General features: G+C 40.4%; 7 protein-coding genes. 5 read left to right on the top strand and 2 right to left on the bottom strand.

Translation table 11 applies throughout. The annotated features are described in order from the left end of the window. Positions 1-195: 195 nt before the first annotated feature. Positions 196-4,485, top strand: a complete 4,290-nt coding sequence (locus BMZ41_RS14065) for a LamG-like jellyroll fold domain-containing protein (protein WP_090530768.1) — start codon at positions 196-198, stop codon at positions 4,483-4,485. Positions 4,486-4,495: 10 nt separating this feature from the next. Here the strand turns inward: BMZ41_RS14065 and BMZ41_RS14060 are convergent, their stop codons facing one another. Continuing rightward, positions 4,496-5,812 carry an HD-GYP domain-containing protein gene (locus BMZ41_RS14060; protein WP_176754568.1) on the bottom strand — a complete coding sequence of 439 codons (1,317 nt, stop codon included), beginning with the start codon at positions 5,810-5,812 and terminating at the stop codon, positions 4,496-4,498. 263 nt (positions 5,813-6,075) lie between these two features. Here BMZ41_RS14060 and BMZ41_RS14055 point away from each other — a divergent pair, with 263 nt between their 5' ends. Together BMZ41_RS14055 and BMZ41_RS14050 are read left to right on the top strand one after the other, a co-directional pair. Continuing rightward, positions 6,076-7,761, top strand: coding sequence for a methyl-accepting chemotaxis protein (locus BMZ41_RS14055; protein WP_090170468.1), 1,686 nt, complete (start codon positions 6,076-6,078; stop codon positions 7,759-7,761). Between the two features lie 85 nt (positions 7,762-7,846). Then, positions 7,847-12,256 (top strand): InlB B-repeat-containing protein, encoded by a 4,410-nt coding sequence (locus tag BMZ41_RS14050; RefSeq protein ID WP_090530767.1) that lies wholly within the window; start codon positions 7,847-7,849, stop codon positions 12,254-12,256. Between the two features lie 103 nt (positions 12,257-12,359). On the opposite strand, the gene BMZ41_RS14045 is transcribed toward BMZ41_RS14050, so the two are convergent. Next, on the bottom strand, positions 12,360-12,752 hold the full coding sequence (locus tag BMZ41_RS14045; RefSeq protein ID WP_090170464.1) for a pyridoxamine 5'-phosphate oxidase family protein: 393 nt from the start codon (positions 12,750-12,752) through the stop codon (positions 12,360-12,362). 211 nt (positions 12,753-12,963) lie between these two features. On the opposite strand from BMZ41_RS14045, the gene BMZ41_RS14040 reads away from it, so the two are divergent. Further along, a complete protein-coding gene (locus BMZ41_RS14040) occupies positions 12,964-13,203 on the top strand; it encodes an acyl carrier protein (protein ID WP_090530764.1) in 240 nt (79 codons plus the stop codon). 2 nt (positions 13,204-13,205) lie between these two features. After that, positions 13,206-13,664: an acetyl-CoA carboxylase biotin carboxyl carrier protein gene (gene accB, locus BMZ41_RS14035; protein WP_090170462.1), complete on the top strand. Its 459-nt coding sequence runs from the start codon at positions 13,206-13,208 to the stop codon at positions 13,662-13,664. Positions 13,665-13,668 lie beyond the last annotated feature (4 nt).

Genomic DNA, 13,668 nt, shown 5'->3' with positions numbered 1-13,668 from the left:
ACGATAAAAGCAGGAACTAGATTCAATCTGGTTCCTGCTTTTTTATTTATCTATGAGTTCGAGATTTAAATCACATTTTGACATGCTTAGATGCTGTTTTTGACATAAACAGAAGGGGTGAAAATACATATAATCAAAATAGACTCAATTCTGTGGCATAAACCACAGAATATAATATTTTAGAGGAGGATATGTATGAAGAACAAGTTAGTGAAGCAGACCTTCGCAGTTGCATTAGCAACCCAGATGCTGCTTACGGGGGTACCTGTCGAAGCTGCAAATGTGAAAGAAGATGCAGTTTCTCAGACCACTTCTGTGGAGGAGGAAGTAGCAGAAGAAAACACAGATGTTTCCGAGAACACAGAAGAGAGCAAGGAAGAAAGAAAAGAAGATAGTGAAGAACTATTAGAAGAGGTGATTGAGAAAGAATCAAAGGGAGATAAGGCTGCTGAAGATGAAAAATCTGATGATGAAGATTCTGATGAAGAAGATGTAGAGGACGAGGATGAGGAAGAGAAAGACAAGAAAGAAAAGAAATTAAAGAAAGAAGAGGAGGAAGAAGAGAAAGAAATACCTACTCCAGTTTACAGCTATGATTTCGAGGATGAGGATTCTGTAAAAGACCTTTTAAGAGATAATGCGAAGGTTAAGAAGGATTCTTTAAAGGGAAATAAAGTTCTTAATCTTCCAGGTAATGGTTCTATGGATCTTCCAGAGGACTTATTTGAAAAGATAGGCGAGGCAGATAATAAGGCATTTACAATTTCGATGTGGGTAAATCCAAGTCAGGATGCACAGAATTATTCAAAGTTCTTTGATGCATCAAATGGTCCTATTGGAGCTTCAGAAAGAGGAGCAAGCTGGTGGACAGATCCTGATTTTGCATTTGCAGCAGGCGGTGGAGCTTACGACATGACACTCTATGTTGGCGATGCTAACAAGAGCACAAATGTAAGAACAAAGCTTACCTTTAACAAACCATTACAGAGAGACAAATGGCAGCATCTTACAGTTACATTTAAGGAGGATGAATACAAGGTATATATAAATGGTGAGGACGCAGGCTACACAGATCAGTGTGACGGAACTCAGAAGGTAACAGAAGTTTTACCTGAGTTGGTAAAGAAGGATTACCTGAAGAGTCTTAAATATGCTTCTCTTGGAAAATCTTATTATACATCAGATAATGATTTTAAAGGTTCTTTGGACGATGTAGCTTTCTATGATGACGCATTGACAGCTGACCAGGTCAAGGAGCTTTATGACAGCTTCCCAGAGATTCAGAAGCCTGATTATTCAGGAATTCTTAATGTAGATATGGGAAATAAAACTGGAGCAGTAAAGCACGGTGCTACAGGTTATCTCTACGGTGTAGGTGAGGATAATGTACCTAGCGCAATTCTTCAGACTGCTATCAAGCCATATATGTGTGAGCAGAAGCCAGCTGAGGGATTACAGCATCCAAATGGCGATATCAACGTAATGGCTAAGACATTCCTTGAGGCAGGTGGAGATTCAATCCAGATTGCCTGTCCAGATATCTATGCTAACTGGCCATATGAGTACGAAGGAATGGATGAGTACTGCGAGAAGCTTAAAACAATGGTAAGACAGACCAAAGAAGCTGGACTTACAGATGCTGCAGTATATGTTCTGTTCAATGAGCCAGAGGGTAACTGGTTTAATGAAATCTGGAGCAATGACATGAGCAAGTTTAATGCAGCTTGGAAGCAGGCTTATGATTCAGTTAAGTCAGTTGATCCAGATGCAAAGACAGCAGGTCCAAACTTCTGCTGCTATCAGGCAAGACAGCTTGAGCAGTTCATGATTTTCTGTGCTGAAAATGATTGCATTCCTACACAGATTTCATGGCACGTTTTAAATAACGACCTTTACAATAATTTCCCAAACAATGTAGCAGACTACAGAAGACTTGAGGAAAAGTATTGGTTGGAGCCAGGGCTCATTACAGAGAAGAGAGAAATCGTAATTAACGAGTATGCAGATTTCACACACCTTGGTGTTCCTGGAAGCCTTTCAAGATGGATTGGCTTGTTCGAAGATGAGAAGGTTACAGCATGCTTGGCATACTGGCATATCTCAAACAACCTTGCTGACCTTGCAGCTTCTAATAACGAGCCAAACGGTGCATGGTGGTTATATAAGTGGTATGCAGAGATGTCAGGTGAGACAGTTAGCATCGATGTAGATGGTCTGCCAAAGACTCAGTTCTACGGAGTGGCTTCTGTTGATGATACAAAGAAGTCTTCAAACATCATTTTTGGTGGTTCAGAGAAGGCAGTAATTAATCTTTCAAATATTGATAAGAATGTTTTTGGCGACAAGATTGAGGTTAAGTTCGAGCGCACAGACTGGACAGGTATCAATGGTGCAGCAGAAGCTCCTTCATTTATGAAGAAGGAAGTGTTTGATGTAGATGAAGATGGAAACTGCACAATCAAGATGTCAGACCTTGTTGCAGCTGCAGCTTACAATCTTACAATCACACCAGCAGATTCTTCTGCTGAGGTAGGTGTTGTAGAGGTAGGTCCTTGGAAGAAGACTTTTGAAGGTGAGGAAGCTCAGCTTTCAGGTGGCGCAAGACAGGCAGGTAAGAATCCAAATTTTGCCTGCTCAGGTTCAGGTCAGGCACAGGGATTAGATAGCGAAGATGCTAGAGCAACATTCAAGGTAGATGCTCCAGAGGATGGCTTCTACAGATTCGATATGGTATATGGAGCAGGCACAGGAAACAACACTCAGAGACCTGAGCTAAACGATCCAAAGAATGCTGTTCAGAAGCTTTATGTTGATGATGCTTTAAGTGCAGAGATGTATCTTGAGAACACATTGACATTCTACATGTCAGGTTTACATACAGAATATGTTTACCTTACAAAGGGTAGCCACACACTTTCTGTAACAGGTACTGACAGCGAAGGAAAGGCATCTATCGACTGTGTTTATCTAACATTTGTTGGTGATGAAAGCGCGGTTGATTCAGATAAGACAACAAAGACATATGAGGCAGAGCTTAGCGATTACAATATTCTTGGCTCACAGACATCTACAAGCGTTTACACAGCATCTAATGTAGCAGGATTTAGCGGCGCAGGCTATGCTGTTGGCTTAGATAAGTCAGTTAAAGATGGTGGTGGAATCAGATTTGTAGTATTTGCTAAGAAAAATGGTACTCACCAGCTTTCTATCAGATATAATTCAGCATCTGATGAAAAGATTAATGTATTCGTCAACAATACAAACAAGACATTAACAAATCATGTAAGAACAGTTAAGGCAGCCGCTACTGCAGATGCATGGAGCGATGCAGTGGCAGAAGTATTCCTTGAGAAGGGAATTAATATCATTGATTTAGATGCAAGCTCAGCAGCTCTTGCAGTTGATAAGCTCACAGTTGCAAAGGTAGATGACAAGAACATTGACACTGTTGAAGCTGAGGATGGAAAGCTTATTGGAAATGTTGAAATCGGCACAAATGATGTAGCTTCTAATGGTAAATATGTACAGGAAATTCTTGCATCTGAGGATGCTGAGAACGCCCTTGAAATCACATATGATGCACCAGTGACAGGTGTATATGAGATGGTTGTTTATCAGTCAAACAAGGAACTCTTTGGTAGCCATTCTTACAATGCGCAGATGGTTGACCGATTTGTTACATTAAATGTAAATGGAGGTAAGGATCAGACAGTATACTTCAGAAACACATATAGTGTAGATTCCTTTAGAACACAGTGCGTAAAGGTAGTATTAAAGAAGGGTAAGAATACTCTTAGATTCTATAACAATGATTACCGCGCTCATAAGAATGGTGTGGGTGGAGTAAACACATGCGTAAACTATACTCCAAACCTTGATAGATTTGATTTTGCCTTGGTAGTAGCTGATGAGTCAGCAGCAGAGCCAACACCAGCTCCAACACCAGTACCAACACCTGCACCTACAGCAGCTCCAGCAAATCCATCGGCTGGTACAAGCTCTGGTTCAACTGGTTCAGCATCTAGCTCTGGATCTTCAAGCTCATCAAGAAGTTCTTCAAGTGCAAGCTCAAGTAGAACTACAGCACCAGCACAGACACAGACTATCGCTGATGCAGGTGTACCAGCTGCAGGTCCAGCTACAACACAGACAGCTGCAGCCGCTAATACTACAAAGACAACAAAGAAGAACACAAACAATACTGTAGCTACAGAAAACAAGACTGAGGAAGCAGAAGAAGAGGCAGAGGAAATTATTGAGGAGGAGCAGGTTCCACTTGAAGGAGATACTGCAGAAGCAGCAGAAACAGAAACAGAAACAGCCACAGAAGACACTACATCCGATGAGAATTTATCAGATCTAGAGGCATCCGCAGCTGTTGAATCTTCAAATATGGGGGGAATAATTGCAATCATTGTTGCTCTTGGAGCGGTTCTTATAGGTGCAGTAGCAATATTCCTTAAGAAGGGAAAGAAGCCTTTCTAAATAAAATGTCTTAATCAAGATAAGTGTCCCTAATGACACAAATCTGATTATAGCATTCAATAAATGCATCAACTACGCGAGGAGAGAATTGCTCTCCTCGCTGTTTTATTATTTCATCATAGGCTTCCTGGCTGGTCCAGGCACGCTTATAAGAACGCTCGCTTGTGAGCGCATCAAAAACATCTGCTACAGCCACAATCTGAGCGTATATTGATATTCCATTTCCACTAATTCCAAGAGGATATCCCTGGCCGTTCCAGTACTCGTGATGCTGTACTGCAATTACACGAGCCATTTTCATTAAATCGCCCTCAGAATTAGAAAGAATATCCCATCCATACTGAGTGTGCTGTTTTACAATGTCATACTCTGCTGGGGTCAACTTTGCTGGCTTTTCAATAATTTCCTTGCTTATCATTAGCTTGCCCAGGTCATGCATCATGGCAGCAATCTTTATATCTTCGCATTCTTCTTTGCTAAGTCCAAGTTTATATGCTAAAAGTCTGCTATATTCAGCTACACGGCGAACATGCTGACCTGTCTCTCCAGACTTGGCTTCTGACATCTCAGCAAGAGTAGTGATGATGTCTTCCTGAGACTTCTGAAGTCGTTCAAAGTATTCTATTTTTCCATCATGTTCCTTTGATTCAGAAATGGAGATGCTGATATAACCTGATACGAAGCTACAGGTTATTAATGCCATCGAGTCTAGCCAAAAGAGATTTTGGATGTTAATAACATTAGTTCCTAGCTCCGGAAATAGAAGATAAGCAGCGTACAGCAAGTCTAGTATGTAGAACAAACCGGTCAAATATATAAATATACTGCGCCATTTCAGAGAAGTCGCCTTAAATAAATATGCCATATTTTTTCTCATAATAGCAAAGAGAGCAAACTGGAAGAAAATATATAGCAAAATGTAGTTAGTAATGTTTGTGGCTACTACAAGGCATAGTCTTTCCAGGCATACATATTCCATGTAAATGCTGGCACCAACGTAGTTTTTAAGACCTGTAAAATGTGTAAAGAGATTTCCGCCAATAAAAATAAATAATGCATCAAAAAAGATACTTACGGCGATGAAAAAGAAGTCATAAGGGTCGGTAAGTATGCCGTTGTCTATGATTAGATTATAGAAATGAACGCCTATAATCTCAGCGATAATAGACATAAAAGCACTTGATACAAAGAATCCGACTAAAAATCTCTCTATAAGATAACGATGTTCTTTAAGAAAAACGGCAACTAATATTAAATTATAAATCGAGAACCAAGCTGCAAAAATAAGCTTTGGCCAGTTTAAAATGAAATAATCTAGAATTGCCATCGATAAAACCTCTGTTAAATCTAAAAAATCACACATTACTGCATTATGAAAAAAGCATAGCATTAAAATATGTAAAAACTATGTAACTTAAGAATATCTGGGAAAATTCGTTGTAATAGTTAAAACTTTATTAATTATTTGCAAAAATTATGTGAAAAACAACAATTTGATGGGGCTCTTGAAATATAATAAGCGTGTAATGTTGTGTGTATTATTACTCTTGGGAATTATAGAGCTGGATTAATACATTGGAGGGTGAATTCATGAGGTCTAAAAATGCAATTGACAAGAGAACTATTGCAGGTGCATTGAGATACTTTTCAGGTTTCTCAATTCAGATGTTCTTAACTTGTGCGCTTGTAATGGGAATTTTCCTAGCTGTTATTTTTGTAAACTTTTACAGCTTCTACAATGTTCAGTTCGTAACAGAAAAGTACCAGATGGAAATTCGTAAGGATGTACAGACTATCAACAAGCGTCTGCTTTTTGCTGTTGCTTCCAATAATGCTGATGTAACAGCAGCCCAGAAGGAAGATCTTGAAAAGAGATTTCCTAAGATTGAGGGATATTTCGCTACTATTTCCAAGAATTTAAATAATGAAGAGCTTGGTTCTCGTCTGACGACTAACTGGAAAGCATTTGAGGAGGCTTCCTTTGAGATGCTTGCCATGGTAGAGGCAGGCCAGAATCAGGAGGCAGTAGAGTATTTCAATTCTACATTGAATGAGGCTGCTGAAACACTGGCGGATTCGCTGGATGAGACAGGTGAGCTGGCTGAGGCTGCGGCAGCAAGTAAATACCATATTATCAGCGTGGTTATTATTGTAGCGATAGTAATGCTCTTTGTTGCTCTTGTAATCATAGCAACCAGAAGCAAAAAGACAACAAGGGATTTGACCAAGCAGATTAATGACGATTTGGAAATCCTTGACCATGCAGCTAGCGAGCTGGCAAATGGTAATGTTCATGTTGATATTGATTTTGAGGCAGATAACGAAATAGGCCGCGTTATTAAGCAGCTTAAGAGTGCTATTGATTCCCTTGCGTATTGTATAGATGAAATTGAATCTAAGATGTCGACCATGGCATCAGGTAATTTCAATATCTCATTTGAAAGGGATTTTAGAGGAGATTTCAGAGCAATTCAGGATTCTATTGATACATTCTCGAGAAAGATTTCTGATTCCATGACAGAGATTATGGAAGTATCAGAGATGGTTTCTGATGGTGCAAATCAGATAGCTGGTGCTGGCGAGAATCTTGCCGATACAGTTACATCACAGGCTAATATTGTAAATGACTTGTCTGTAACAGTTAAGGATATTACAAATCAGATTTCAAATAATTCAACAGATGCTACATCTATTTCAAAAGAGGTGGAGGTTGTTGCAGAGGATATTGTTGAAGGCAACAAGCGAATGCAGGATGTGGTTAAGGCTATGGATGCAATTTCAGAGTCTTCTCAGGAGATTTCAAAGATTATCGATACAATCAATGCAATTGCTGATCAGACAAACCTTCTTTCACTTAATGCTTCTATTGAGGCAGCTCGTGCTGGTGAAGCTGGTAAGGGCTTCGCAGTTGTTGCTACAGAGGTTTCACAGCTTGCAGGACAGACTGTAGAGGCAGCACAGAATACAGCAGGTCTTATCGGGGCATCTCTTAAGAGTGTAGAAGAGGGTATCAATATTGCTAATGACACAGCTGAAAAGCTTAATGGAATGGTTGCTCAGGTACAGGGAATTGCTGAGAAGGTTAAGAGTATCGCAGAGGCATCAAATACCCAGGCAGTATCTGTAAAGGAAATGTCTAACAACATCGGTGAAATCTCTTCTGTAGGTCAGAACAATGCAGCAACATCAGAAGAGTCATTGGCTCTCAGTCATGAGATGAACGAGCATGCAAATTCGCTGAAGCAGCTTGTTGAGAAGTTTGAGCTTAAGAGATAAAAAGGGTTAATAAAAAAGTTTATATGGGGGAACAGAAAGACTTGGTTCACATGGGGAACCAGGTCTTTTTTTGGAGGAATTAGAGATGAAAGGAAAGAAAATGAGTAGGATTATGGCACTTGGAGTAGCATTCTTACTCATTGTGGCAGGTATAAGTGCAAATGTTATCGCAGATGAGCTGCAAGGGTCATCTGGTAAGATTGTGTCATTTGAGCCATTGCCTGAGGATGTTCAATATCAGGAGGTATCAGTGGGGGCCAGCCCTGCTGATATAGTATTTCCTTCATCTATAACAGCAGTTGTTGAAAAACAGCAGCAGATTGAAACAAGACAGCTTAGGGAAGAGACTGAGGAAGTGACAGAGGAAATCCCAGAGGAAATCCCAGAGGAAGAGCCTGAAGAGGTGTCTGATGAACAGCAAGAGGAACAGACTGAGGATGATTCCGCTAATGAGGAGGAGCAGTTAGAAGAAACATCATCTGAGGCTCCAGCAGAGGAATCAGCACCTGAAGCTGAGGAGCCAGATTTAATTGGAAGGCTGTTTCCAGCATTAATAGCTTATGCAGCGGACCTTGAGGATTATGAAATAGTAACACAGACTATTACTACTACTGAAAATGTAGTTTTAGATAGTGTTCCATGGAAGATAGATGCCGAGAGAAGTACCTTTGGCAGCTTTGATTTTAGTGTGGAATCTACTTATTATATTTTGCCTGATATTTCATGGTTTTATGAGGTGACTTGTGACCTGCCTTGTATTGTAGTGCAGGTGGTTGAATCAGAGGATGAGGAGGATTTAGACGAGGGATTACAGCTTAAATCTCTCATGTTGACCAGTACTCCAGAAGGCACATTGGCAGTGGAAATTGGTGGAACTGGTACAGAAGGTAATACACTTACTGCTACAGTAACCAATCAGGGAGCGAACACAACATTAACCTATCAGTGGTATAGAAGTGGTTCGGAAATAGAGGGGGCAACATCAGCAGCATATCAGCTTACAGCAGATGATGTTGGAACAACTATTTCTGTCAGGATAGAGGAAATTGATGGTCAAAGCGCTGTTCAGAATTTTGGTACATACACAATGACAGCACCAATTGTTGGTATGGATAGAACTGTAACAATAGGAGATGTTACAAATGGAACAATAGCAGTCGATAAAGATTCACCAAAGACAAAGGACACCGTTACTATAACAGCAACCCCTGATGAGAATTATTACCTTAGCACACTGACTGTAACCTATGGAGATAGTCAGAGTATAACACCTGTTAAGAATGGTAGTGGTTATAGGTTTACTATGCCTGCAGCTAATGTTACAATCTCGGGTACATTCTATTCGTTTACAGCTGCAGAGGCAAAGACTGCAGTAACAATTAACTATGCAGCAGAATCAGCATCTGTTGAAACAGGCTATAAGCTATCGATATCAGCCGATGGAACAGGTGCGGCCACAAGCATATCAAATCTTAAGAACATTATAGATGCTGGAGCAGACAATAGAAAAATCTATGTTCAGAAATGTGAAGCTTCTGATTTGGAATCAAGTAGCTGGCTGCCAGTGTCATTGTCAGCAAGACCAGCACCACCAACAGACATATCCTATACAAATGCTTCGTCAACTACAGCAGAAGATGGAAGTATTCAAAATTTGACTACAGCCATGGAGTATAGGCGCTCTGATGAAAGCGGATACACAGCTGCCTCAGGAGATACGGCTTCAGTTAAGGCTGGTATATATTATGTAAGATATAAAGCTGTGACAACAGCGGGTAGTGAAGCCTTTGCAAGTAGCGATACCGATGTAGAGGTGGCATATAAGACTACTCCTGTTATTACACCAACAGAAATTACCAAACAGCATGGAGAGAGTGTGGCACTGACAGATTTTACTGCCAAGGTGGAAGATACAGAGGTTGAAGGAACTTTTTCATGGGTGACAGCGCCAGATAATCCACTTACAGTTGGTACATGTACAGCTGTAGTAGGTTTTACTCCAAGTGATATATCATCATACAATAATGCAGCAAACACCACGATTAATATTACGGTGACAAAGAACACAAGTGATTTCACAAGCACTGAGGCAGAATCGGCGGTGACTATAAATTATTTAACAGAAAAAGCATCAGTAACCTCCTCAGATTATTTGCTTTCCGCGGCTTCTGATGGAAGCAGTTCAGCTGTTGAGTTGTCACTTACTACAATAATCGATGGTGCAGCAGCTAACAGGAAGATTTATGTCCAAAAGAAGGCTACAACAGCCATGGAAGCCAGCGGATGGCTTCCAGTAGATATTGCAGAAAGACCGGGTGCGCCTACAGGCTTGTCAGCAACTAAGGCATCATCTGATACAGAAGTAGATGGAGTAATTAAAAATCTGACAACAGCTATGGAATATAAGCTTACCAGCGACACAGATTACACAGCTGCTGAAGCTACAACAGCTACTGTTAAGGCTGGTACATATTTGGTAAGAATTAAGGCAACTGCTTCTAATTTCAAAGGAAATACAGCAACAGTGACTGTAGGTGTAAAGGATAATCCTGTCATTACAGAGCCTGCACTTTCACTGACCTACGGACAGCTGATAGGAGATTGTACTGCAAATGTGGGCGGTAGCTTCTCATGGTCGCCAGAAAGACCAACAACAGCACAGCCAGTTGGAACTTATACCTATACGGTAACATTTACCCCTACAACCACAGCGGATTACAACAGTGCCACCACATCCTTTACAGTGACAATATCAAAGGCAACACCTAATGTTACTAGCTGGCCAACAGCAAGTTCTCTTACAGTAGGAAAAATGCTTAGTGCAAGCACACTTACAGGAGGAAACGCAGATGTGGAGGGCACATTTGCATGGAAGAATCCCGATGTGCACTATGATTCGACTGGAGATAAAGCTCAGCCTGTAATCTTTACACCTAGTGATGCCACAAACTACAACACTGTTGAAGGAAATGTAACAGTCACATACAGTGAAAAGACTACTATTACAGCTAGTCCTGAACCAGCTGCTATCAGTAATCTTGTATATAACGGACAGAATAAGTCTTTGATTTCGGCCGGTGTGGCAGCCTCCTCACAGGGCACTGTTAAGTATTCAACCAGTGAGAATGGAACATATACCACAGCTATTCCTACAGGGAAAAATGCAGGTAGTTACAATATTTGGTGGAGAATAGATGTAGCTGATGATGCTGATTATCTTCCAAAAGCAGCAGAGAAAATAACAGTGAGCATAGCAAAACGTTCATTGACAGTAATAGCTAAGGATCAGACTATTATCCAGGGGTCTGAGATTGTAAAGACCGTGGCTCAAGTAACAGCTAGTGATTTATTGACAGGTCATAGTATTAAATCTGTTGAACTTACAACATCGGGTGATGAAATTATACCTTCTGGTGCCATGATAGTTGATGAGGGAAATAACGATGTAACTGCAAACTATAATATCGTATATACGAACGGAACTCTTACTATCAATGAGCCGGAGCCAACACCAACGCCTACGCCTACGCCAACACCTTCAAGTGGAAGTTCAGGTGGATCAAATTCAGGAAGTAGTAGTTCAAGTAGCAGCTCATCAAGCAGCAGTTCCTCATCAAGGCCAGAAGCTACGCCTACACCGACACCAGTTCCAACAGTGACTGCACAGCCTGAAAATTCAGGAACAATAAAAGCTCCTATTCCAGAAGTAAAAGCTATTAGAAAGCTTGTAGATACAGCAAAGGAGAAGCTGACCGGAGATTCTGATTCTGAGAAAAAAGAGGATAACGAGGAAGCTGAAGAAGAATCAGAGGAAGAGGAAAAATCTTCTGATGAAGGCTTAGTTAAGGTCACAGTGGAAGATGTGGATGATTCTGGTGTAAGTGCAGGAATTGTTAATCAGCGTGATATTATTAACGCAGTATTGACAAGAGAACAGCGAGAAAAGGTTGAAGCTGGAAGTTCTGTGGAAGTAAAAATGGAAACCAGAATGATTTCGGAGGATGAAATCTCCGAAGAGGACAAGACTGTAGCAGAGGAACGTATGGAAATGCTGAAAAAGCGTGTACCTAATGCAAAAATGGCAGGCTTTATCGACATCAGCATGTATCTAAAGATAGATGAGGAAGACTGGGATTCAGTTTCAGAGACAAATCATAATATCCAGATTGTGATTGAAATTCCGAATGAGTACAAGGGAGTGGCAAAGAACTACTATATCCTTAGAATTCATAATGGAACGGGATCAATTCTTGAGGATTTGGATGATGATGCTGAAACAGTTACCATAGCAACAAGTCAGTTCTCAACCTACGCACTTATATATGACGAGGCGAAGCAAAATGCTGTAGCAAAGTTGGCTAAGCGAGGTAGAGCATGGCTACCTAACAGCAGATTCGATTGGTTCTGCTTCCTTGGAGCAGCAGCAATACTGGTAGTTTTGGTACGTATGCGCATACGCAGTCTAAAAACAAGTAAATTAAAAACAAACAAATAAAGAAGCACCTGTAGCTAACAAGCTATTAGATTTCCTTAGCGAGACATGCAGTCGAGCGGGGAAATACTAATGCTTGTTAGTGTAACAGGTGCTTAGTTAAATTTTAGAATGTAACAGTCTTAGGTGCTTCTGTAAAAGATGAGAATGTTGCAGTTGCATTCTTGAAGTAGAGTACCTCTGTGTTGTCATCTTCTGCAGAATACATATTTTGAAGTGAAGGGTATGCGTCAAGCATGCTCTTTTTTGCTTCGATTCTGTCGTCGCGAACAAGCTCACCAGCTACGCGAACCCATTTGCCCTGAGCAAAGCCGCAAAGCTCAACCTTAGGATTCTTCTGAATCTGCTTTGAAACATCCTTTGATTTTCCTGTCTGGATATAAAGCTTATCTTCGAAGATATGAATTGTTCCGAAAGGACGAACTCTTGGCTGATCGCCATCTACTGTAGCTAAATAATATGTTCCACATGTCTTAAGAAATTCTAATACTTCCTGCATATTTATCCTCCTCTGTAATAGATTGATTGTATGCAATCTATTATAAAACTCATTTGAGAATAATACAACACCCGAGTAAATACTTAAAAATTTTTAACTAATACCTTGACATAGTAAAAAAGATGGGTATTATATAGCTTAGTTAGTTAAAATATTTTAACTAAAAACTTTTAAACAATGAGAATTATTATCAACAAAAAGGAGAACGATTATGGTTGAAGTAGCAATGTTTGATTTAGTAAAGGAAGTAATTATCGACACACTTAGCTGTGCAGCAGAGAAGGTAACAATGGAAGCTAATCTTTTTGAGGATCTTGGCGCTGATTCCCTTGATGCTGTTGAGCTTTCCCTTGCAGTAGAGGAGAAGACAGGTATCACTATCGATGAGGATGCTATGGCAGAGATTAAGACAGTTGCTGATATCGTAAATTATCTTGAGGCACATAAATAATCATGGATACAAAAGAAATTAAAGAGCTGCTTAAGGCTTTTGATGAAAGCGGCAGCTCATACTTTCAAATTAAACAGGATGGCATTGAAATCAAATTCAAGAAACCATCTGAGAAACAGACAGTTATGGTGTCTTCTGAGGTAACACCAAATAACAATATTGTGGAGATGCCACTTAGGGATGTAGCTGTAACAGAAAAAAAGCAGGAGCAGGAGGAGCCAGAGGGCGACCTTGTTCTTGCACCTCTAGTAGGGGTGTTTTATTCAGCACCATCACCAGAGGACAAGCCTTATGTTCAGGTGGGAGATAAGGTTAAATCTGGTCAGGTTCTTTGCCTTATTGAGGCCATGAAGATGATGAGTGAAATCACTGCACCTAGAGATGGTGTGATTAAAAGCATCTACGCTAAGAATCAAGACGTTGTTGGTTTTGAGGATCAGCTGTTTCTCATAGGAGATTAGTCGT

Source organism: Pseudobutyrivibrio sp. UC1225, from assembly GCF_900115215.1.
Classification (GTDB): Bacteria; Bacillota; Clostridia; order Lachnospirales; family Lachnospiraceae; genus Pseudobutyrivibrio.
Note: the sequence above shows the minus strand (reverse complement) of the source record. Positions and strands in the feature narration are given on the sequence as shown.